The sequence below is a fragment of the Marinobacter sp. genome (assembly GCF_041687235.1).
Taxonomy (GTDB): domain Bacteria; phylum Pseudomonadota; class Gammaproteobacteria; order Pseudomonadales; family Oleiphilaceae; genus Marinobacter.
In genome coordinates this window covers 132,358-153,173 of the sequence record NZ_JAWLCH010000006.1, presented here as the reverse complement: position 1 = coordinate 153,173, position 20,816 = coordinate 132,358, and the positions used below count along the sequence as shown (strand labels likewise).

15 protein-coding genes and 1 pseudogene are annotated in these 20,816 nt (G+C 57.9%); 8 read left to right on the top strand and 8 right to left on the bottom strand.

Annotation, left to right across the window (positions count from 1 at the left end; translation table 11 throughout):
* Positions 1–90: 90 nt before the first annotated feature.
* The 7 genes from gloB (at position 91) to ACESMK_RS10610 (ending at position 9,173) form a co-directional block, all read left to right on the top strand.
* Positions 91–885, top strand: coding sequence for a hydroxyacylglutathione hydrolase (gene gloB / locus ACESMK_RS10640; protein ID WP_372998031.1), 795 nt, complete (start codon positions 91–93; stop codon positions 883–885).
* A gap of 168 nt (positions 886–1,053) precedes the next feature.
* Positions 1,054–2,754 carry a LysM peptidoglycan-binding domain-containing protein gene (locus tag ACESMK_RS10635; RefSeq protein WP_372998029.1) on the top strand — a complete coding sequence of 567 codons (1,701 nt, stop codon included), beginning with the start codon at positions 1,054–1,056 and terminating at the stop codon, positions 2,752–2,754.
* Positions 2,755–2,766: 12 nt separating this feature from the next.
* Positions 2,767–4,590: an extracellular solute-binding protein gene (locus tag ACESMK_RS10630; RefSeq protein WP_372998028.1), complete on the top strand. Its 1,824-nt coding sequence runs from the start codon at positions 2,767–2,769 to the stop codon at positions 4,588–4,590.
* Between the two features lie 15 nt (positions 4,591–4,605).
* A complete protein-coding gene (locus tag ACESMK_RS10625; protein ID WP_372998026.1) occupies positions 4,606–5,691 on the top strand; it encodes a microcin C ABC transporter permease YejB in 1,086 nt (361 codons plus the stop codon).
* 2 nt (positions 5,692–5,693) lie between these two features.
* Positions 5,694–6,716 (top strand): ABC transporter permease, encoded by a 1,023-nt coding sequence (locus tag ACESMK_RS10620; protein ID WP_372998298.1) that lies wholly within the window; start codon positions 5,694–5,696, stop codon positions 6,714–6,716.
* 1 nt (position 6,717) lies between these two features.
* Positions 6,718–8,322, top strand: coding sequence for an ABC transporter ATP-binding protein (locus ACESMK_RS10615; protein WP_372998024.1), 1,605 nt, complete (start codon positions 6,718–6,720; stop codon positions 8,320–8,322).
* 65 nt (positions 8,323–8,387) lie between these two features.
* Entirely contained in the window at positions 8,388–9,173 is a 786-nt protein-coding gene (locus ACESMK_RS10610; RefSeq protein ID WP_372998022.1) for an enoyl-ACP reductase, read from the top strand.
* A 69-nt stretch (positions 9,174–9,242) separates the two neighbouring features.
* On the opposite strand, the gene ACESMK_RS10605 is transcribed toward ACESMK_RS10610, so the two are convergent.
* Both ACESMK_RS10605 and ACESMK_RS10600 read right to left on the bottom strand, forming a co-directional pair.
* Entirely contained in the window at positions 9,243–9,647 is a 405-nt protein-coding gene (locus ACESMK_RS10605; protein WP_372998020.1) for a PilZ domain-containing protein, read from the bottom strand.
* A gap of 25 nt (positions 9,648–9,672) precedes the next feature.
* Positions 9,673–11,496 carry a DUF1631 family protein gene (locus ACESMK_RS10600; protein WP_372998018.1) on the bottom strand — a complete coding sequence of 608 codons (1,824 nt, stop codon included), beginning with the start codon at positions 11,494–11,496 and terminating at the stop codon, positions 9,673–9,675.
* Between the two features lie 175 nt (positions 11,497–11,671).
* Here ACESMK_RS10600 and ACESMK_RS10595 point away from each other — a divergent pair, with 175 nt between their 5' ends.
* Positions 11,672–12,748 (top strand): 3-deoxy-7-phosphoheptulonate synthase, encoded by a 1,077-nt coding sequence (locus tag ACESMK_RS10595; RefSeq protein ID WP_372998016.1) that lies wholly within the window; start codon positions 11,672–11,674, stop codon positions 12,746–12,748.
* Positions 12,749–12,777: 29 nt separating this feature from the next.
* Here ACESMK_RS10595 and cobA read toward each other — a convergent pair.
* The 6 genes and pseudogenes from cobA to ACESMK_RS10565 form a co-directional block, all read right to left on the bottom strand.
* A pseudogene (gene cobA / locus ACESMK_RS10590) lies at positions 12,778–13,533 on the bottom strand (uroporphyrinogen-III C-methyltransferase); the annotation flags it as partial.
* 95 nt (positions 13,534–13,628) lie between these two features.
* Positions 13,629–14,903 (bottom strand): serine--tRNA ligase, encoded by a 1,275-nt coding sequence (gene serS / locus ACESMK_RS10585; RefSeq protein WP_372998014.1) that lies wholly within the window; start codon positions 14,901–14,903, stop codon positions 13,629–13,631.
* An 87-nt stretch (positions 14,904–14,990) separates the two neighbouring features.
* Entirely contained in the window at positions 14,991–16,328 is a 1,338-nt protein-coding gene (locus tag ACESMK_RS10580) for a replication-associated recombination protein A (protein WP_372998012.1), read from the bottom strand.
* On the bottom strand, positions 16,328–16,981 hold the full coding sequence (gene lolA / locus ACESMK_RS10575) for an outer membrane lipoprotein chaperone LolA (protein WP_372998010.1): 654 nt from the start codon (positions 16,979–16,981) through the stop codon (positions 16,328–16,330). Before lolA ends, ACESMK_RS10580 begins: the two co-directional genes overlap by 1 nt.
* An 11-nt stretch (positions 16,982–16,992) precedes the next feature.
* Complete coding sequence (locus ACESMK_RS10570; protein ID WP_372998008.1) at positions 16,993–19,566, bottom strand: DNA translocase FtsK; 2,574 nt, start codon at positions 19,564–19,566, stop codon at positions 16,993–16,995.
* Between the two features lie 6 nt (positions 19,567–19,572).
* The gene (locus tag ACESMK_RS10565; protein WP_372998006.1) at positions 19,573–20,814 is read right to left on the bottom strand and encodes an O-succinylhomoserine sulfhydrylase; all 1,242 of its coding nucleotides are present in this window, start codon (positions 20,812–20,814) and stop codon (positions 19,573–19,575) included.
* Between the last annotated feature and the right edge of the window lie 2 nt (positions 20,815–20,816).

The window sequence follows — 20,816 nt, the reverse complement described above, 5'->3', positions numbered from 1 at the left end:
GCCACTCCCCGGAGCCCGAACCTGTGGTTGGGACCTTGTATTTAATGCTCTATCATATCAGTCACATTCGATAAGCACATGTGGGGTCCTATGCTGACGATTACCGCCATACCCGCCTTCAGTGACAACTATATCTGGTGCCTCTCAGACCCTGCCAGTGGTAAAGCCCTGATCGTGGATCCGGGCCAGGCCCAACCGGTACTGGATCACTTGGCCGAGAACCAACTGACACTGGATACCGTTCTGGTAACCCACCACCATCCGGATCACGTGGGGGGCATCAAGGAGCTTGTTTCCCGCTTCCCGGATTGTCGCGTAACCGGGCCCGCGGATTCACCTTTCAAAGGAAGCACCAACCTGGTCCATCCCGGTGATGAAGTGATCTGGGAAGAGCTCACCTTCCAGGTCCTCGGTGTGCCGGGCCACACCCTCGACCATATTGCCTATTTCACCGACGTCGAAGTTCAGGGCCGCCCGGTTCTGTTCTGCGGGGACACCCTGTTTGTCTGTGGCTGCGGTCGCCTGTTCGAGGGTTCACCTGAACAGATGCGACAATCTCTCCAGACCCTCAGAGCTCTTCCCGGGAAAACCGCCGTTTACTGCGCCCACGAATACACCCTGGCCAACCTCCGGTTTGCCCGCAGCTGGTTGCCGGACGACGACGGCCTGAAGGAATTCGAGCTACAGTGCAAGGCCGCCCGCGATGAAGGAAAGCCAACCGTGCCTTCCGTGCTTGAAAACGAGAAGCGTCTGAACCCTTTTCTGCGCTGGGACGACCCGGCGGTTGTGGACTCAGCCCGGGCCTATAGCGCCAGTCACGGATTACCGGCGGATTCCGATAACGCTATTTTTGCGGCTATTCGCCACGGCAAGGATAACTTCTGACGCCCGGCTGTACGCACTTAACAAATCCTCTCAGAGCCGTAACGAGAGGTTTCTTGACCCCTTTTAAAGCGGTCCCATAGAATCGTTTCAACTTTGTGACCGTAAATTGTTCAATAGGCCGGGTTTTCTGAATAGAACCCGCCTTCAACCCGAAACCGGATACTCTCTATGTCGGTCAGACGATTGTCGTTTTTATTGTTCGCGGGAGCCCTCGCAAGCGGCTGCAGTAGCCTGGTCAGTCAGGATGAAGAAAACCCGCTGAACACCGAAGAAGTTACCGTGGCAGCCGGCGACGAAGGGCTCAAGAAGGCTGTGGAAACCGGAGAAAACGGCGACGCTGCCCGTAACGAACCTCTGGATGAGGCCATTGCGCCGGAACTGAAGGTTGCGGCCAGGGACGCCCGTGAAAAACTCGACAATCCGGATCAGGCAACCGTTGACGAAGAGACGGTCGAACAAGACCTTTGGGCGAGGCTCCGCTCCGGATTTGTACTTGACCATGACATTGACAATAAACGCGTACGGGACCAGCTGAACTGGTACGCCCGTCACCCGGGCTACATCGACCGCGTCGTGGAGCGCGGCAGCCGCTATCTTCATCACATTGTGAATGAAACAGAAAAACGGGGGCTCCCGGCCGAATACGCCCTTTTGCCGATCGTCGAAAGTGCGTTTGATCCCTTCGCGTACTCTCATGGCCGGGCTGCGGGTCTCTGGCAGTTCATTCCCTCTACCGGTAAGTATTTCGGCCTCACCCAGAGCTGGTGGCACGACGATCGACGTGATGTCATCGCCGCTACCGACGCCGCCCTGACCTATCTTGACCGTCTTGCAAAGCGGTTCGACGGGGACCACATCCTGGCTCTTGCCGCCTACAACAGCGGTGGCGGCACGGTTTCCAGTGCCATGCGCCGCAACCGCAACAGCAACAAGCCGACCGACTACTGGTCACTGCAGCTGCCCCGGGAAACCCGTCATTACGTGCCCAAATTGATCGCATTGGCAAAAATCTTCGATGATCCCGAAGCCTATGGCATCGAATTGCCATCATTGAAGGACGAGCCCTATTTCGAGATTGTCGAAACCGGCTCCCAGCTGGACCTGGCACAGGCGGCGGAACTGGCCGAGGTGGATGTTGATGAGATCTACCTGCTCAACCCCTCCTACAATCGTTGGGCAACGTCGCCGGACGGCCCCCACCGATTGCTCGTTCCAGTCAAGAATGCCGAAAACTTCCGTACGGCACTGGCCGGTATTCCTTCGGATCAACGGGTTTCCTGGCGCAATTACGTGGTTAAATCCGGCGACAGCCTCAATTCGATCTCTCGGAAATTTTCGACAACACCGTCGGTACTCCAGCAGGTGAACAGTCTGGACACCGACCTCATTCGTGTCGGGCAGCGCCTGATGATCCCCTCGGCCTCCAAGGGCACCGACGCGTATGCGCTCAGTGCCTCCCAGCGGCTAGAACGCAAACAGGCGCGCAAACGCGATGGCAACAAGGTTCGATACACGGTTCGCAGAGGCGATACCTTCTGGGACATTGCCAGGGAACATCGTGTTTCGGTACGTGAGGTTGCAGCCTGGAACGGCATGGCTCCCGGCGATCCCCTGATTCCCGGCAAGGAACTGGTTATCTGGTCCAAAACCAGTCAGCCGACGGTCATGGCCGCCAACAATGACCGGGGCAAAGGCATGGTGCGAAAAGTCGGCTACCGGGTACGCAAAGGCGATTCCCTGGCCCGCATCGCCAGCCGTTTTTCTGTGAATGTGCGTGACATCGCAAGCTGGAACGACCTGAATACGTCGCGTTATCTGCAACCCGGTCAAAGTCTGGTACTCTACGTTGACATCCGAAACAGCCCATGACGTGCGAGACTTATGACAAGAACACGGAAAGCCTCATCCCTTACGTCGTTTTTTTCAGCCCTGGCGCTCATCGCCACACCTTTGATCTCCCCTGTATCCCTTGCCGATGAGGCAATGCCCGAACATGGCATTGCCATGCATGGGGTTCCGAAGTACCCGGCCGGTTTCAGCCACTTCGAGTACGTGAACCCGGATGCTCCGAAAGGCGGTTCCCTGAAGATGGCCGTCGTTGCCAACGGTTTTGATTCCTTCAATCCGTTTCACATCCGTGGCGTAGCCGCAGCAGGAATCAGTACCTATCTGTACGACACCCTGCTGGAGTCATCGGACGATGAGCCCTTTTCGGCCTACGGTCTGATTGCCGAATCCCTGGAAACGCCCGAGGATCGCAGTTACGTGGTATTCAACCTGCGGGAGCAGGCCCGATTCCAGGATGGCGAACCCATTACCGCGGAAGATGTAAAATTTTCCTTTGATAAACTTACCACCGAAGGTCACCCTTTCTTCCGAAATTACTACGCAGACGTCAACAAGGTGACCGTTGAAAGCCCCAGGAGGGTTCGGTTCGACTTCGGCGATACCAGCAATCGGGAGCTGCCACTGATCCTCGGCCAGATGCCGATTTTGCCGAAGCACTACTGGGCGGACCGTGAGTTTGGCAAAAACGGTTTGAACCCGCCTGTTGGCAGTGGCCCCTATCGGATTGGTGAATTTGAGGCCGGTCGGTCGATTACCTATCAACGGGTAGAGGATTACTGGGCGAAAGACCTCGGGGTCCGTAAGGGCCGGTTCAATTTCGACCAGATCAATTACGATTACTACACCGATGACACCGTGGCTCTGGAAGCGTTCAAAGCCGGCAGCTTTGACTTCCGGCTTGAATCTTCCGCCAAGAACTGGGCCACCGCCTACACCGGTGAACGGTTCGAGAATGGCACCATTACCAAAGAAGCTATTGAACACCACCGGCCATCGGGCATGCAGGGTTTTGCGTTCAATACTCGCAAGGAGGTGTTTTCCGACCCCCTCGTACGTGAAGCCCTGGCCTACGGCTTCGACTTCCAGTGGGCCAACAAGAACCTGTTCTTTGACCAGTACACACGAACTGACAGTTTTTTTGAAAACAGTGACCTGGCCTCTTCCGGGCTCCCTGAAGGGCGGGAACTGGAGATACTCGAACCATTCCGTGAGCAGCTTCCCGAGGATGTCTTCACCGAAGAATACCAGCCGCCAACCACCGAGGGTGAGCAGACCCTGCGTCAGAACCTGAGAACGGCCATGGAGCTGCTGGCATCAGCCGGTTACGAAATCCGGGAGGGCAAAATGGTGCACTCGGAAACCGGCAAACCACTGGCCTTTGAGATCCTGCTTTTCCAGAAAAGCTTTGAACGGGTGGTCCTGCCCTTCAAGAACAACCTCGGCCGCCTCGGCGTTGATGTCACCGTTCGTCTGGTGGACAGTAACCAGTATGTCCAACGCCTGCGGGAATTCGACTTTGACATGATCACCCAAGTGTTCGGCCAGTCGGATTCACCGGGCAACGAGCAGCGGGATTACTGGCACTCATCCACAGTGGACGCAAAAGGCTCACGAAATTACATGGGCGTAAGCGATCCGGTGGTGGACGAGCTGGTGCATAGGGTGATCCAGGCACCTGACCGCGAAGAACTGGTGCATCGTGTACGGGCCCTCGATCGGGTTCTGCTTCACAGCCACTATGTGATTCCTCACTGGCATCTGAGAAGTGACCGCGTGGCCTACTGGAATCATTTGCAGCGACCGGCCGAGACCCCAAAGAACGGTATCGATGTGGACAACTGGTGGGCGAAGCCCTGAGGAACGCGCCGCTAAATGGGCATCTACATACTCAGGCGTCTGGCTCTGATCATCCCCACGCTGATCGGGATCATGCTGCTCAACTTTGTTATCGTACAGGCCGCCCCCGGAGGCCCGGTTGAGCAGCTGATTGCCGAGATGGAAGGCCACGGCGGAAGTGCCCTCGCGCGGGCATCTGGTGGCGGCAGCGCTGGCGAGGTAGCCGACTCCTCCGGAGACAGCCGCGGATCACGGGGCATACCCGAGGAACTGCTGAAAGAAATCGAAGTGATGTACGGTTTCGACAAGCCGCCACACGAGCGGTTCTTCATGATGCTCGGGGATTACGCCACTTTTGATTTCGGCGATTCATTCTTCCGGGAAAAGAGCGTTATCGAACTGATCCTGGATAAAATGCCCGTTTCCATTTCACTGGGCCTGTGGTCGACGCTGATCATCTATTTCATTTCCATCCCGTTGGGTATCCGAAAAGCCGTCACTGACGGCTCCCGGTTCGACGTCTGGACGAGCTCCGCTATCGTGGTGGGCTATGCCATCCCCGGCTTCCTGTTTGCCATTCTGCTGATCGTGCTGTTCGCCGGTGGCAGCTATTTTGACTGGTTCCCGCTGCGTGGACTCACCTCGTCCAATTTTGATGAACTGAACTGGTATCAGAAAATCGGTGATTACTTCTGGCACCTGGCGTTGCCGGTCACCGCCAACGTCATCGGTGGTTTCGCCACCCTGACCCTTCTCACCAAGAACTCGTTCCTCGATGAGATCGGCAAGCAGTACGTGGTAACCGCCCGCGCCAAGGGTCTGGACCAGCAGGAAGTGCTGTACGGCCACGTCTTCCGTAATGCCATGTTGATCGTCATTGCCAGCCTGCCCGGGGTTCTGGTCGCCCTGTTCTTTACCGGATCGCTGCTGATTGAAGTGATTTTTTCCCTGGACGGGCTGGGACTGCTGGGCTTTGAAGCGGCCCTGAACCGGGACTATCCGGTCATCTTCGGCACCCTGTACATATTCACTCTGATGGGGCTGATCCTGAAACTGATCAGCGACATCACCTATGTACTGGTGGATCCACGCATTGATTTTGAAAGCCGGGAGGGCGCGTGAAGTTGCGTTCCCTCACACCTATTCAGCAGAGACGCCTCAGAAACTTCCGGAAAAACCGGCGCGGATTCTGGTCATTGTGGGTGTTTCTGGCTCTTTTCGGACTGACGCTGGTCGCGGAACTGATCGCCAACGATGCCCCCCTGGTGGTTTCCTATAAGGGCGATCTGTATTTTCCGGTGGTCGAGTCGGTTCCGGAAGAGACCTTTGGCGGCTTCCTGCCCACAGAAGCGGACTATCGGGACGCCTTCATCGCCGATGAAATCAGTGCCAATGGCTGGATGGTCTGGCCGCCAATCCGTTTCAGCTACGACACCATCAATTATGATCTTGAAGTGCCCTCACCGGCACCACCCAGCGCCGAAAACTGGCTGGGTACCGACGACCAGGGCCGCGATGTCGCCGCCCGGGTGATTTACGGTTTCCGCATTTCAGTGCTGTTTGGCCTGACTCTGACGATCGCCAGCTGCATTGTGGGTGTGGTTGTCGGTGCCATCCAGGGCTTTTACGGGGGCAAGATCGATCTTCTGGGCCAGCGCTTTATCGAAATATGGTCCGGTCTGCCGGTGCTCTACCTGCTGATCATTCTCTCCAGCATTGTCCAGCCAAACTTCTGGTGGCTGCTGGGCATCATGCTGCTGTTCAGCTGGATGGGGCTGGTAGATGTGGTCCGTGCGGAATTCCTGCGGGCCCGGAATTTTGAGTATGTGAAAGCCGCAAGGGCTCTCGGCCTGGATAACCGCAAGATCATGTTCCGGCATATCCTGCCCAATGCCATGGTGGCTACCCTTACCTTCATGCCGTTCATTCTCACGGGTGCAATCACGGGTTTGACCTCCCTGGACTTCCTCGGCTTTGGCCTGCCTTCGGGGTCCCCCTCCCTCGGTGAGCTGATTGCCCAGGGCAAGGCCAATCTGCACGCACCCTGGCTTGGGATCTCGGCCTTCGTCTCGCTGTCCCTGATGCTTACCCTGCTGGTGTTTGTCGGCGAGGCCGTACGTGATGCCTTTGATCCAAGGAAGAGCTGATATGAACCAATTGCTTCAGATCTCAGACCTTTCCATCAGCTTCGATCAGGGGCCCGCAGCGGTTGAATCCCTTTCACTGTCTGTTCACGAAGGCGAGACCCTGGCTCTGGTGGGCGAAAGTGGTTCCGGGAAATCCATTTCCGCACTTTCGATCCTGCGCCTTCTGGATGCTCGCCACGTCAGTTACCCCAGCGGACAAATCCGCTACCGGGGTGAGGACCTGCTCGCTGCCACCGAGAAACGGATGCGCCAGATTCGTGGCCGGGAGATCGGGATGATCTTTCAGGAGCCAATGACCTCCCTGAACCCGTTGCACACCGTGGAAAAGCAGATCGGCGAAACCCTGGAGCTGCACAAGGGGATGCGGGGTCCTCAGGCCAGGCAACGGTGTCTGGAACTGCTGGAACTGGTGGGCATACAGGCCCCGGAGTCCAAGTTAGGTGCTTACCCCCACCAGCTGTCAGGCGGACAGAAGCAGCGTGTGATGATCGCCATGGCCCTGGCCAACGAGCCAGACTTGCTGATCGCGGATGAGCCCACAACCGCGCTGGATGTCACGGTTCAGAAACAGGTTCTTGAGCTGCTCAGGGATCTTCAGAAGAAGCTGGGCATGGCCATTCTGCTGATCACCCATGACCTGACCATCGTGCGGCGCTACGCGGACCGGGTGGCGGTGATGGAGCACGGGAAACTCGTAGAAGAAGCCGATACCGACACTCTGTTCGCCAGCCCACAACACGCTTATACCCGAAAGCTCCTGGATGCCGAACCTCCTGAAGCTCCCCTGGCCCTGGGTAAGCGCGCAGAGCCGTTGCTCGCCGTTGAACACCTGGATGTGCGCTTCCCGATCCGCAAGAGTCTCCTGGGCAAGGTGAAGGAATCCTTTCATGCCGTGCAGAGCGCGGATTTCCGACTCAATCGTGGTGAAACTCTCGGGATCGTCGGAGAAAGCGGCAGCGGCAAAACCACGATCGGCCACGCCCTGCTGAAACTGACCGCAAGTACCGGGAGTATACGACTGGCCGGTGAAGAACTGGCATTCATGAACCAGAAGCAGTTCCGTCCCTGGCGCCGCCGGATTCAGATTGTGTTCCAGGACCCCTTCGGGAGTCTGAGCCCGAGAATGTCGATTGCGGAAATTGTTCGTGAAGGCCTGGAAATCCACGACGCCGGAAACACCGCCGAGCATGAACAGAAAGTGATCCGGGCGTTGACCGATGTAGGCCTGGACCCGGATGCCCGGCACCGGTACCCCCACGAATTTTCAGGGGGACAGCGCCAGCGCATTGCCATCGCACGGGCGCTGGTCCTTCAGCCCGAGCTGATCATACTGGACGAACCTACCTCGGCTCTGGACCGCACGGTTCAGAAGCAGGTGATTGAACTGTTGAGGGATATCCAGACCCGTTATGGTCTAAGCTATATCTTTATCAGCCACGATCTGGCCGTTGTACGCGCCCTCAGCCATAAGTTGCTGGTGCTGCAGCACGGCCGGATTGTGGAGTACGGGGACGCCGCGGAAATCTTCCATGCGCCCCGTGCGGACTACACCCGGGAGCTGCTGAGTGCCGCGTTCTTTTACCAGAACCCGACTACGACTATTTGAGCGTTACCCCGGCCAGAGCACTCAGGGATAATGCACCAAAATCAGGAACACAGGGAGAACGACCCATGGGAATCCTCAGTGGCAAGAAAGCACTGATCGTTGGCGTAGCCAGCAAACTGTCCATTGCGTACGGCATCGCCGAGGCCTTTGCACGGGAAGGCGCCGAACTGGCATTCACCTACCAGAATGAAAAGCTGCAGCCACGGGTTGAGAAATTCGCGGAGCAATGGGGCAGCAAGCTGACGTTCCCCTGCGACGTCGCCAGCGATGAGGAAATCGAGAACGTCTTCAAGGAGCTGGGCAAGCATTGGGACAACATTGACATCATTGTGCACGCTGTTGGCTACGCCCCTGGCCACGAGCTGGATGGCAACTATGTAGACGTCACCACCCGCGACGGGTTCCGCATTGCCCACGACATCAGCTCCTACAGCTTTGTTGCTCTCGCCAAGGGTGCTCGCAGCATGATGCATGAAGGCAGCTCCCTCATTACCCTGAGCTACCTGGGCGCTGAAAAGGTGCTGCAGAACTACAACGTGATGGGCCTGGCGAAGGCCTCCCTGGAAGCCAACGTTCGTTACATGGCTGCCAGCCTGGGCCGTGACGGCATTCGCGTGAACGGCATTTCCGCCGGTCCGATCAAAACCCTGGCCGCCTCTGGCATCAAGAGCTTCCGCAAAATGCTGGCTGAAAACGCCAAGCGCGCTCCCCTGCGTCGTAACGTCACGATCGATGAAGTGGGTAACGCCGCCGCCTTCCTGGGGTCGGATATGGCCAGCGGGATCACAGGCGAGATCATGTATGTGGACGCGGGCTTCAACATCACCGGCATGGGTGAACTGGAAGAGTAAGTTTCCCCGTCTGGAAGCGAAAGAGCCGGCTGTGTGCCGGCTCTTTTTGTTGAATTTGGCGCGATACCTTTATTCCTGGGCCATCGCAGAAGCTACCGCCTCCATCCATTCGACATAGGCGGTTTCGTCGGACTCGATAATCCGTACCCCCACCAGAAACCCGGACTCATTGGGCCGGCACCAGACAACCTCTACCATTAATCCGAACGGTTCGGTGTGGTTACCGAGAAACACCTTTGCCGGTAACAGGGCACCCAAAGACAGCGCCTCGGCAGAAGAGAGGCAAAGACCACTCGCCGAGATGTCACGAATTCCGCAGACAAGCTCCCTCGCCTCCGCAGGGCTATCTTCCGGCATGCCGGATTCAAGTTCCAGAATCGCCCGGGCCCGGGCTGTCAGGCGGTAATCTGCACGATTATCCTGATCGAGGGGGAGTTCGTTCCGGGTTCCAAAGCTATAATCATTATCTGCCATTGTTGTTCTTCCTGCTTCGGCAATATCAGTTGCGGCCAACGCGGATACGGCCAACCACACGGCTCAGCGTGTCATCAAATTCGGCGGAGGTTCCAAGAACGCGGATTCTTCCGGAAACAATCCCTTCCACCAGGGCGTCTTCAAGGAACTCCCGTCGGTTCAGACCCAGGCGATCAACAAACACCAGCTTTCTGGACGCATTGATGCGCACAGCCAGTTTCAGGCGGGTGGGCTCGTCCGAATCGTCATCAGGTTCCACAACGATCCAGCCACCGAGCTTGATGGCATCCACCTGTTTTTCTGCCAGGAGCGTTCGCTCCTTCCGGATCCGCTCCTGTTCGGCTTTTTCATCGGCGATGCGCTGTTCTTCAGCAGCCTGACGCTGTCGCTGGAGCTCGGCCTCCCGTTCTGCTTCCTGAGCCTTCCGACGTTCCTCGGCCGCTTCTTTTTCCCGCCTCAATTCCTCGGCCCGGACCCTTGCGGCCTCCGCTGCTGCCTCCCGCTGTCGGCGTTGTTTCTCGCAGACGCCAGCGAGCACCGCTACGGTTTCCGCCAGTACCGTTCCAAACGGAGTCAACTGTGGCAGCGGACGAATCTGCTCCTGCGCCAGAGCTGACTGAAATTCGTTCCAGGTCTGCAACCCCAATTTTACCCCGACGCCATTGGTCCAGAGAATTTCTGCAGATTCCGGGAGGAATGCGTAGAAAAACCGACGCTGTTCGCGTGCGCCCTCACCTTCGACAAACCACTGGCCTTCAAACGGCTCGAACGCTTCTCTGGCTGGTGCCTCGAAGCCCAGCCAGCTACTGTCCCATTGGAAACTGCCCGCCGCAGACAGCGCTTCCACCAGATCCGGCGCCTCTCCCCGAAGCCGGGAGACCATCACCGCCTCAATTCCCGACAAAGCTTCCGCAGGTAACGCCTCGTGGTATACACGCTTCCAGACATCAAGAATCCGGTCGCCAATCTGTTCACCCACGTGATAGAGGCGGTTCCTGTCCTTGTCGGATAGCGATGGATCGCCAATCCAGACCAGCCATTCCAGCAACTTGCTCCCGTGCCGGAAAGTGTCACTCTCAAGACCTGAATCCCAGACCGACTGTTTAAGCAGCCCCTGCCAGTAATCCAGAATAAACCGGACGACAGGTACCGGAAGCCTTCGCCCCTGGAGTGCACGGCCGATCAGCGCCCGGGACGTCTGGTCTGCCTTGCGCTGTTTTGCCGCCCCCTGCTCGGTTTCCAGAAGGCGCTGTCGGAGCTTGCCCGCCTGGGCATTTCTTTTCGCCGAATCGTCCTGCCACTGCCGGCAAAAGTCCTCGACAGAATCCGTATTGCCCGACTCAAAACTTGCCGAAACCGCGATAACCAGGGCATCAAGCTGGTCCAACAGCACTTTGGAAGAACGGCCCCCGGAATCGCTCCAGCCGCGCCATTCCTGAAGGCTGTCGAGCCACGACAACAGGGTTTTGCTGAAGGCCATCCTGCCTTCAAGGTTCATCCGCCAGGCCAGGTAGAAGCGCAGCCTCGCCACGCGGCGTGCGAGGCCCGGATGCAGGCCGCTGGTTTTCAGGAAGACATCCATGATGCGATCAGCGACATAGGCGGCGTTGACCTGACGGGCGGACCATTCCAGGTGTACCGACCGGATCACATGGGTCACACGCTCATCTCGCTGTTCGGACCAGCAGGAAATCAGCAGCGGCCGCCAGTCGCTGACAGCGTCCGGTTCGAGCTTGCCAGCCGGGTATGGAAGGTCAGGAACACGGATGCCGTCCAGAACATCATCAATCTTGCCTGAAACCGCTGCCACGGAAGGCACATCCTTCGGTCTCTGCCTGTTTTGCGACATCCGTTCCCCATACTCAAGAAGCGTTGAAAAGGCCCTGTAAATAACGCAGTATAACCAACTCGTCGGGGTTTACCGCAACCGTGCACCGGCGTTATTCGCGTTAATCTGCAATCCTGTTGGCAAATTCAAGGGTCCACCAGGGCTGCAACGATCAGAATCGGGGAAGCAGAACAACATGTCGGGCAACAAACTAGAGAATCTGAATGTGGCGAGCCAGGAAGCACTGATCACTCCTGAAGCGCTGAAGAAGGAGATGCCACTCTCCGACAAGGCCGCAGAAACCGTCTCAAAGGGACGTCAGGCCATCTACGACATCATGGATGGCAAAGACCACCGGCTTTTCGTGGTGGTGGGTCCCTGCTCCATTCACGATGTCGAGGCGGCCAGGGATTACGCTGCACGCCTGAAAAAGCTTGCCGAGGAAGTCAGCGATACCCTTCTGATTGTCATGCGTGTCTATTTCGAGAAGCCCCGCACAACGGTTGGCTGGAAAGGCCTGATCAACGATCCGCACCTCAATGATACGTTTGATATTGAGCAAGGACTTCACATTGGCCGTCGCCTGCTGCTGGATATCAACGAGCTGGGCCTTCCGGCAGCGACCGAAGCTCTCGACCCGATTTCTCCCCAGTATCTGCAGGATACCATTGCCTGGTCAGCGATCGGCGCCCGTACCACAGAGTCGCAGACGCATCGGGAAATGAGCAGCGGCCTGTCCATGGCAATTGGTTTCAAGAACGGCACCGATGGCAGCCTTGATGTTGCCGTGAATGCCATGAAATCCGTTTCCCACCCTCACAGTTTCCTGGGTATCGACCAGCAGGGCCAGGTGGCCATTATCCGCACCAAGGGTAATAACTACGGCCACGTTGTTCTGCGTGGTGGCGGTGGCAAGCCCAACTACGATTCCGTCAGCGTGGCTCTGTGCGAGCAGGCGCTGGACAAGGCGGGGCTTCGCAAGTCCGTCATGATCGACTGCAGCCACGCCAACTCCAGCAAGGATCCGGCTATCCAGCCCCTGGTGATGCAGGATGTGACCCACCAGATCCTCGAGGGCAACACCTCCATCCAGAGTCTGATGGTGGAAAGCAACATCAACTGGGGCAACCAGTCTATCCCGGAAAACCTGGCGGACCTGAAATACGGTGTATCCGTGACCGACGCCTGCATCGACTGGCCAACGACAGAAAAGGCCATCCGCGATATGCGCGACAAACTCAAAGACGTTCTCCCCAAGCGCAAGATCGGCTGATCAGGACGTCAGAACTGAAACGGGGAGCTTCAGCTCCCCGTCATCACTCCGCCGATCCAGTCCAACCGCTCCCTGAGCGCCACCACATGGCCGATAATGACCAGAGTCGGGGGCTGTACGGCCTCCGCTTCAACCCTTTCCACGATAGTGCAGAGATTGCCTGTCACCACACGCTGATCCCTGGTGGTCCCTTTAGACACCAACGCCACGGGCATATCCTGTGACATGCCGTGCGCCACGAGCTGACGGCAGATGATTGGCAGGCCGACAAGCCCCATGTAGAACACCAGGGTCTGGTTGTTCTGGACGAAATCCTTCCAGGGAAGATTACAGGTGTCATTTTTCAGATGCCCGGTCACAAAGCGGACCGATTGCGCGTAATCCCGATGGGTCAACGGAATACCGGCATAGGCAGCGCACCCGGAAGCAGCGGTAATACCGGGTACCACCTGGAACCGGACGCCGGCATCGGCCAGGGTCTCGATTTCTTCACCACCGCGACCGAAAATAAAGGGATCACCTCCCTTGAGGCGGACGACCTTCCGGCCCTGTCGGGCAAGATCCACCAATCGCTGATTGATCTGATCCTGCGGCAGGGTATGGTTGGCCCGCTGCTTGCCGACGTGAATCATCTCGGCTGTATCGGGGATCATCGCCAGTATTTCCGGCGAGACCAGGCGATCGTAGAGCACCACCTCAGCAGACGTGATCAGCCTCCATGCCTTGAGTGTCAGCAGTTCAGGGTCCCCGGGGCCCGCGCCAACAAGCGCTACCTCGCCGGCGGATGTGTTTGGATTCGAGGTAACCGGGTTAACCCTGTACCTTACCGGTGCAGGGGTTGCACCAACGCCCTTCCCTGGTGCGCGCTCTGCCTGATCACTCATTGGATTCTTTCAATACCTCCCATGTACGGCTTGAGAACGTCCGGTACCAGAATACTGCCGTCGGCCTGCTGGTAGTTCTCCATGACGGCAATCAGCGCACGGCCCACAGCAAGCCCCGATCCGTTCAGGGTATGAACCGGTTCGGGTTTTCCGGTTTCAGGATTACGCCAACGGGCATGCATGCGGCGTGCCTGGAAATCGCGGGTGTTGGAGCAGGAGGAGATTTCCCGGAATTTGTCCTGCCCCGGCAGCCAGACCTCCAGATCGTAGGTTTTGGCCGCGGAAAAGCCCATGTCGCCCCCGCAAAGTAAAACAACGCGATAAGGCAGCTCCAGCAGCTGCAGTACCTTTTCAGCGTGACCGGTCAGGGCCTCCAGCGCGGCTTCCGAATCGCCCGGACGGACCACCTGTACCAGCTCCACCTTGTCGAACTGGTGCTGACGGATCATGCCACGGGTGTCGCGGCCATAAGAACCGGCTTCGCTCCGGAAGCATGGCGTATGGCAAACCATCTGCAGCGGCAGCTCACTGGCATCGAGGATCGAGTCTGACACCAGGTTGGTGGCAGGCACTTCGGCCGTGGGGATCAGGTACAGCGGATGCTCACCCTCGGTTTTGAACAGGTCTTCCTCAAATTTTGGCAACTGGCCGGTTCCATACAGACTATCGGCATTGACCAGGTAAGGCACATAAGTTTCCAGATAGCCATGTTCCCGAATGTGCAGATCCAGCATAAACTGGGCCAGCGCCCGGTGCAGCCGCGCAACCGGGCCGCGCATGACCGCAAACCTGGAGTGGGCCAGACGGGTCGCAGTCTCGAAGTCCAGACCTTTCAGCCCCTCACCCAGAGCTACATGATCCTTCGGTTCGAACTCGAAACTTCTGGGTGTACCCCAGGTGCGAATCTCGACGTTATCGTCCTCACTGTCGCCTGCAGGCACGTCCTCATCCGGAAGATTCGGAATTCCGGCCAGGAAGGCATTGAGCTCTTCCTGCAGGGTTCGAAGCTCGTCTTCTGCTTCGGACTTCTGTTTCTTCAGATCTTCCACTTCGTCCAGCAGAGGCTGGATATCCTCGCCGGCAGCCTTGGCCTTTCCGATCGATTTGGATCGCTTGTTCTGCTCGCTCTGAAGGGTTTCCGTCCGGACCTGAATGGCACGACGGCGCTCCTCAAGCTGCTCGAAGGTGGCGGTATCGAATTCAAAATTCTTGACGGCCAGCCGACGGGCGATCTCTTCTGTCTGGGTACGGACACGTTTGGGATCGAGCATGATTATCCTGAATCTTCCGGTTAGCGATGTTTTGAGTGACTGGCCATTATACCTGCACTGGCGCTGGTGGCTACCGCAGCAAAAAGCTCAGGTGTAGCGTTTGCGGGGGCTTTCGGCGTTTCGGGCGTCCAGTCGCTGGCGCTTCTCGGCCAGTTTGATTTCGAGCCCGCGGTTCACCGGCTCATAATAGCGGCGCTGATGAATCGCCTCGGGCAGATAGGATTCCCCGGCAGCAAAGGCCTCGGGTTCATCATGGGCATATCGGTAGGTATCACCGTGCCCCATACTCTTCATCAGCTTGGTAGGTGCATTGCGCAGGTGCACTGGTACGTCGTAATCCGGGTCCTGGCGTATATCCGCCATGACACGGTTGAAGGCGTTATAGACGGCATTGCTCTTTGGTGCCATTGCCAGATAGGTAACCGCCTGGGCAAGTGCCAGCTCCCCTTCCGGAGACCCGAGTCTTTCCTGGGCATCCCAGGCATCCATACTGAGCTGAAGGGCCCGGGGATCGGCATTTCCGATGTCTTCACTGGCAATCCGGACCAGCCGCCTGGCAACATACAGAGGATCGCAGCCACCATCGAGCATCCGACAGAGCCAGTAGAGTGACCCGTCCGGATCGGAACCCCGCACCGACTTGTGCAGGGCGGAAATCTGGTCATAAAAAACATCACCGCCCTTGTCGAACCGGCGCAGGCTGGTCTGCATGACCTGCTCAAGCTGATCGGCGGTTATCCGGTCCACCCCGGATTCGTCCGGCTCGGCCAGATCGGCGGCCACCTCCAGGATATTGAGCGCACGGCGGGCATCACCGCCGGATGCCGTGGCCATGAGTGTCAGCACCTCTTCGCCAACCTGCAGGCGCCCGCCAAACCCCTCCTCAGCGACCAGCGCCCGGCGCAACATCTGGAGAATATTCTCTTCTTCGAGATTCTTGAGGACGTAAACGCGAGTCCGGGACAGCAGAGCGCTGTTCAGTTCAAAGGAGGGATTCTCAGTGGTAGCGCCGACGAAGATGAAGGTACCGTCTTCAATATGGGGGAGAAACGCGTCCTGTTGGCTTTTGTTGAACCGGTGTACTTCATCCACGAAAAGCAGTGTATCCCGGCCCTGGGACTGCTTACGGTTCCGGGCACGCTCCACCACGGCCCGTATTTCCTTCACCCCACTCAATACTGCAGAGACGGTTTCAAAACTGAGATCACTGACGTTAGCCAGCAACTGGGCAAACGTTGTCTTACCGACTCCGGGAGGCCCCCAGAGGATCATGGAATGAAGCTGGCCCTGCTCTACCGCCCGACGCAGCGGTTTTCCGGGCCCAACCAGATGGGCCTGCCCGACATAGTCGTCGAGCGTTGCCGGCCGCATCCGCGCGGCCAGGGGCCGGAAACCAGCGGATTCGGTAAACAGGCTGTCCTGCATCAGGCTCCGTCCCGGATAATATCCACACCCTCCGGGTAGTCGAGGGTGAATGCCCCGGCTTCTACGGGCTCGTTGAGCCTGATCCGGTCAAAGCTCAGGACACTCAGCTGGGCCAGGGAGTCTTGCATCCGCATTTCCTGGAGCTCACCCTTGAAAAAGGTCAGCCTGAGGGAGGTAAAGAGTGAATCCGGGCTCTTTGGCTCGAGAGTAAACTCCCGGGTATTGTCACCGACCTTTCGCTGCGAAACGCGATAGGTGTCCTCCAGGTTATTGACCTCACCACTGAGCAACAATGCCGGCGTGGATTTAACCTGCTCTTCCAGGGTATGAACGGTAACCTGCTCCAGGTCGGGGTCGTAGACTTCAACCTTTTTGCCATCACTGACAATAAACTGGGACAACGGCTCACTGGTTTCCCAGTAGAACAGACCTGGCCTTTTGGCTTTCAGCGTACCCTGGGTTTCCTGGACCTTGTTCCCGTTTTCATTCACCACAATCTGAATAAAATCGGCCTGGTAGGAATCGTAACTCTTGAGCATCGAAGCCAGCTCAGCGGCGGCACCATCGGTGCCCTCACCGTCCGCAAAAACCGCAGTACTGAACACCAGCGCGGCCACCAGAGTGAACAGGTGCTTTAAAAAAGGGTGTTGCATAAACATTGCTCCTAATCTCTTGGAGGGGGTGGCGCCAGAACTTCGCGGGCGCCATTGTGACCGGCTGCGCTGACCACCCCGGACGCTTCCATGGCGTCTACCAGGTTGGCCGCCCGGTTGTACCCGATCTTGAATTTTCGCTGTACCGAGGAAATCGAAACGCGGCGCCCTTCGGTTACGAAGGCGACCGCCTCGTCATAAAGCGCATCACCTTCACTATCGCCGCCGCCTTCCGAGAGGTTTGGCACACCCGGCAGGCTCTCCCCTTCGGCGCCATTCAGAACGTCGTCCACATACACCGGCTCGCCCCTGGCTTTCCAGGCGCTCACAACGCGATGGACTTCATCGTCGTCCACGAAGGCACCGTGCACACGAACCGGCAGGCCGGACCCAGGTGGCAGGTAGAGCATGTCACCGTGCCCCAGGAGCTGCTCGGCACCGCCCTGGTCCAGCACCGTTCTCGAATCGATCTTGGACGAAACCTGGAATGACATCCTGGTGGGAATGTTGGCCTTGATCAGGCCGGTGATTACATCCACTGAGGGCCGCTGGGTGGCCAGAATCAGGTGAATACCCGCTGCGCGCGCTTTCTGGGCGATACGGGCGATCAACTCTTCAACTTTTTTACCAACAATCATCATCATGTCGGCAAATTCGTCGATGACCACCACGATGAATGGCAGGGTGTCGAGCTCCGGCCGCTCCTGCTCGTCGTTAGCGAGGTACTCATCCGGCTTCCAGAACGGATCCAGAAGCGGCTCGCCAGCGGCCACTGCATCTTTGATCTTGCGATTGTAGCCGGCGAGGTTTCTAACACCGAGGCTGGCCATCAGCTTGTAGCGGCGCTCCATTTCAGCCACACACCAGCGCAGGGCGTTGGCGGCCTCCTTCATATCGGTGACCACCGGTGCCAGCAGATGCGGAATGCCGTCGTAGATGCTGAGTTCGAGCATCTTGGGATCAACCATAATGAAGCGAACATCTTCCGGCCCGGCCTTCAGCAACATGCTCAGGAGCATGGCATTCACACCGACGGATTTACCGGAACCGGTGGTGCCCGCTACCAGCAGGTGGGGCATTTTGGCCAGGTTGGCGACCATGGGATTGCCGCCGATATCGTTACCCAACGCCAGCGTCAACGGTGAGCTGGACTCCTGGAACACGCGGGCCCCGAGCACTTCGCTGAGACGGACCATTTCACGTTCTTCATTGGGAATCTCGATCCCGACCACGGATTTGCCGGGAATCACCTCAACGACCCGAACGCTCAACACCGCCAGGGAACGGGCCAGATCCTTGGCAAGGTTGGAAATCTTGCTGACTTTCACCCCAGGGGCAGGTTTGATCTCGAACCGGGTAATGACCGGGCCCGGATTGACCTCAACGACTTCCACGGAAACGCCGAAATCGCCGAGCTTTTCCTCAAGCAGACGGGACATGTGCTCGAGGGACTCTTCGGAATAGCCTCTTTCCTTATGCTCCTCAGGGGGGTCCAGCAGCGATATCGGCGGAATCGGGCTCTCTATATCCTCCAGCAACGAAGGCTGCTTGCTGCCCTTGTCTTTCGACTGGGATGACTGCTCATCTTTCTTGAAGGGGGAAATCTTCAGCGACCGCGCCGCAGGCTGAGCCGATGGCTCAGGCTTGCCGGGCTTGTTGCCATTGGCGACAGGAGCCTCATCCCGTGAACTGAAACTTTCCAGCCTCGCTGGTTCCGGATCAACCTCGGCAGAGAGACCATCCAGTGCAGGCTCTTTTCGACCGGTTTCGGGCTTTGAAGGTACTTTCGGGGTCTTCGGCTTCTTCGGACCGAAACCGGGAATCCGTTGCCACCAACGCAGTTTGCTGGAACTGTCTTTTTCCCGTGAGTTGTCCACCGCCGGAACGCGGTCCTTCACCACCGGGGGTTCGGCTTTGGGTTCCGGTTTTGCCTGCTTCGACTGCCCTTTGAAAAGTCCCTTGATGGCCAGACCTGTTCTGAGGGTCAGGCCACCCACCTGATCCATCAGCCAGAACCAGGACAGACCGGTGGTGACCGTAAGCGCAAACAGGAAAATAGCGATCAGCAGCAGTGTTGTCGCCGGCAGGTTGAAAAACCGAACCATGGCGTCGGCCACGGCCGTTCCCAGCACACCGCCGGAGGAGGCCCCGAGACCAAACACGGAATACAGCGACAACAGGCTGGTTGCAGAGAGAAGGATCAGCAGAAAGCCACCGAACCGCATCATGAACAGCGGCCAGTGCAAGTCCAGGGACTCGTTGCGCCGACGGATAAGCATCAGCGCATAACCGGCAATCATGACCGGGAACAGATAGGCGACATGGCCGAAGAAATCCATGAACAGGCTGGCCAGCCAAGCGCCGGTTCGGCCGGCGTAGTTCTGGACACTCGTATCATGGCCGATACTGGCCCAACCGGGATCCGACGGGCTGAAAGTAACCAGTGCCATGGACAGGTAGATACAGAGTGCGATCAGCGCAATAACGGCGCCTTCACGAGCGCCCTGGGCTGCCAGGCGGCGAAAGCGCAGCTGCTTCTCTGTCAGTTCCTGTGGTGCTTTCTTCGCTTTTGCAGATTCGGCCATGAATGCTCAGAGGTTATCGGTGCTTGCGTTCCGAAGTGCCTGAAAACCTCTTGCCAGATCGGTTTTCAGGTCTTCAACCGCTTCGATTCCCACAGAAATCCGGATCAGGTTTTCCGTGATTCCGGCCCGCTCCTTGTCCTCCGGGGATAAACGCCCGTGAGTGGTGGTTGCCGGATGGGTAATGGTTGTCTTGACGTCCCCCAGGTTGGCGGTGATGGAAATCATCCGGGTGCCGTCAATAAAGCCCCAGGCCTCTTCCCTTGCGCCCCGGAGCTGGAACGACAGTACTCCCCCAAAACCGGTTTGCTGCTTTTTCGCCAACTCATGTTGCGGATGACTCTGGAGCCCGGCATAGAACACCCGTTCAACCGCCGGCTGCTGCTCCAGCCACAGAGCCAACTCTAACGCATTGTCACAGTGGGCGCGCATACGAATTGGTAAGGTTTCCAATCCCTTCTGGAACACCCAGGCGTTGAAGGGGCTCATGGTGGGGCCAGCAGAACGCAGGAAGCCATAGATCTCTTCCATCATCTTGTCAGCCCCGACCACAACGCCGCCGACGCAGCGGCCCTGACCATCCAGGTATTTGGTGGCGGAGTGAATCACGATATCCGCACCCTGCTCCAGCGGCCTCTGGAGCACAGGGGTACAGAAGCAGTTATCCACCACAAACAACGCGTCGTTTTCCCGGGCCAGCCTGGCGAGCGCTGCCATATCGGCCACTTCGCACAGGGGATTGGATGGCGTTTCTATGAACAGCATCCGGGTTTCGGAACGAACAGACGCCTGCCACTCTTCCATGTCCGTCAGGCTGACAAACGTGGTTTCCACTCCAAAACGGGCCATATACTTCTGGAACAGCACGTTGGTGGTACCAAACACGCCCCGGGAGCAGATTACGTGGTCGCCACTCTGAAGCAGCGCCATGCAGGTGCTCAGGATCGCTGCCATACCAGAGGCGGTCGCAACCGCGCGCTCCCCGCCTTCCATCGCAGCAATCCGGCCCTCAAAAGCCTGAACCGTGGGATTGGTAAACCGGGAATAGATATTCCCTGGTTCGTCGCCACCGAAGCGGGCTGCTGCCTGTGCGGCGCTGCCGTACACAAAGCTGGATGTGGGGAATATGGCATCGCTGTGCTCGAGCTGCCCGGTCCGGATCTGCCCTGCCCTCACCGCCAGGGTATCCACGGACATCCCTTCCAGATCGGATTCCGGGATCCAGACAGTTTCTTCGCGGCGAAAGGTCATCT